Raw genomic sequence first — 2,440 nt, 5'->3', positions numbered from 1 at the left:
GGAGACGGCGCAACGGGCGAAGACGTCACCGCCAACGTCCGGACGGTACGTTCCATCCCCATGAACCTGGGCAGCATGGGGGGCCGTATTCCAGCATTGGTCGAGATTCGTGGCGAAATGGTCATGTTCAGGCGTGACTTCGAGGCACTGAATGCCGCGCGAGCTGCCTCAGGCGACCCCTTGTTTGCCAATCCACGCAATGCGGCTGCTGGATCACTGCGTCAGCTGGACCCGCGCATCACCGCTTCGCGCCCACTGCATCTGGTGGCCTATGCGCTGGGGGAAACATCGGAAGACCTGGTGCTTCCCACCCAGAAGAGCTTGCTGGACTGGATTGCCGGCGTCGGCTTCCGTATATCGCCGTTTGTGCGCCTGGTACGGACACCCGCCGAGATGTGGGCAGCCACCCGGGAGATTTCAGCTGCCCGCAGTTCGCTGCCGTTTGCTGCCGACGGTATTGTATTCAAGGTGAACGAGATATCGCTGCAGCGTGCGCTGGGCCAGACGGCCAAGGAACCGCGGTGGGCATCGGCCTGGAAGTTCCCTCCTGAAGAAAAGGAAACACGCCTCGAAAATATCATCGTCTCTATCGGTCGAACGGGTGTCGCAACGCCCGTTGCGGTGCTCACTCCGGTGGAGATCGACGGTTCGGTCGTTGCGAGGGCGACCCTGCACAACGACGACGAGGTCAAGCGTCTTGGCATCCTTATCGGAGACACTGTCATTGTGCGCAAGGCAGGCTCGGTCATCCCCGAGATCCTGGGACCGGTGCTCTCCGCCCGCACCGGTATCGAGCACCCCTTCATCATGCCGGCCGTATGCCCAGAGTGCGGCTCGCAGCTGGTGCGTATCGAAGATGAAGCCGCCACCAAGTGTGTGAACGCCTCGTGTCCCGCACAAGTGCGGGAAAGGCTGCTGCATTGGTGCTCGAAGGACGCCATGGATATCCAGGGCATAGGAGAAGCCGTGGTCGACCAGCTTGTCACGGCAGGGCTGGCACATGATGTCGCCGACCTCTACGACCTGACGGAGGAGCAGCTCCTTCAACTGGAGCGCATGGGATCTCTCGTAGCCCGCAAGCTGCTGGTTCATCTCGAAGAGAGCAAGGGAAGGGGCCTTGCCCGTGTGCTGTATGCCATGGGCGTTCCTCAGGTCGGCGAAGTAGGCGCCCGCGATCTGGCCCAGGCCTTCGGCTCCATGGAGACGCTTGCCTCGGCCACACCTGAATCCCTGATCCATGTCTATGGCATCGGAGAGAAAACGGCCGAGAACATCACGGCCTTCTTCCAGGAAGAGCACAATCGCATGCTCGTCGAGCGCCTCCGGAAGGCAGGGATTCACATGGAGGGCATCGCGGCCCCCGGGGCACACGGTCCCCTCAGTGGCAAGGTCTTCGTCTTCACCGGCGAGCTGTCCACCATGGCCCGCAGCAAAGCACAGGAACTAGTGCGTGCGCTCGGAGCCGAGACGTCGGAGACCGTTTCTCGTAAGGTGACGACACTCGTCGCAGGATCCGCCACGGGGAGCAAGATGGCCAGGGCCCGGCGGCTGAAAATCGAGATTCTTGACGAACAGCAGTTCCTTTCCCTCGTCGGACAGGGGACCTGAGAAAACAGGCACAGGAGGTATCATGGGTATGATCATCGACAAAGAGACGCTCGAACACGTGGCTTCACTCGCACGTCTCGAGATAACCCCAGAAGAGGAGGGACCTCTTCTGGGGGACCTCGAACGTATCCTCGGGTATGTCGCACAGCTGAGCTCCGTCGACACGTCAGCGATCGTCAGCAAGCGACCCGCCATGACCGAACTCCGTCCCGATGAACCATCCGAGGGCCTGACACGGGAAGCAGGGCTTGGTGGAGCGCCCGCGATGCGTGACGGATTCGTTGTCGTGCGGAACATCATGGGGGGCGAGGATGCCTAGTGAACTCCCGCGCACGTTAAGCCAGTATCGCCTCGCTGTTCGCGCGCATGAACTGTCGGCCGAAGAGTACCTGGACGAGACGCGGCAGCTCATCGAACGCGGAGACCCTCAAGTGAAGGCGTTTTTACACCTGCGCCTCGACGCCGCCCGGTCCGATGCGCAGGCCGCCGATCCCTCGTCTCCTCTTGCAGGAGCCCCGATAGCGGTCAAGGACAACATCATGATGGCAGGCGAACGCTGCACCTGTGGCTCCCGGATCCTTGAACACTATGTCGCCCCCTATTCGGCGACTGTCGTGCGGTCATTGCTTGCTGCGGGAGCTGTCGTACCAGGCAAGACCAACCTCGACGAGTTTGCCATGGGTTCCTCCACGGAGAACTCTGCCTTTTTCCCGACGCACAACCCCGCGGACCTGAGCCGAGTTCCCGGTGGATCCAGCGGCGGTTCGACGGCTGCGGTCGCTGCGGGTTTTGCTCTTGGAGCAATCGGTTCCGACACCGGTGGTTCTGTGCG

At 61.8% G+C, this 2,440-nt stretch carries 3 protein-coding genes; all 3 read left to right on the top strand.

The features are described 5' to 3' along the window. Positions 1-1,608 (top strand): NAD-dependent DNA ligase LigA (ligA, locus tag SMC5_RS00035; protein ID WP_119119090.1); only part of this gene is annotated, 1,608 nt, incomplete at its 5' end. Between the two features lie 28 nt (positions 1,609-1,636). Next, on the top strand, positions 1,637-1,927 hold the full coding sequence (gene gatC, locus SMC5_RS00030; protein WP_165848881.1) for an Asp-tRNA(Asn)/Glu-tRNA(Gln) amidotransferase subunit GatC: 291 nt from the start codon (positions 1,637-1,639) through the stop codon (positions 1,925-1,927). Next, on the top strand, positions 1,920-2,440 hold a 521-nt coding region (locus tag SMC5_RS10900; RefSeq protein ID WP_243624916.1), incomplete at its 3' end, for an amidase. The genes gatC and SMC5_RS10900, both read left to right, overlap by 8 nt.

The organism is Candidatus Cryosericum odellii, assembly GCF_003570935.1.
GTDB classification, from domain to species: Bacteria; Caldisericota; Caldisericia; order Cryosericales; family Cryosericaceae; genus Cryosericum; species Cryosericum odellii.
The sequence above is the reverse complement of the archived record's forward strand: the minus strand, read 5'-3'. Positions and strand labels throughout refer to the sequence as shown.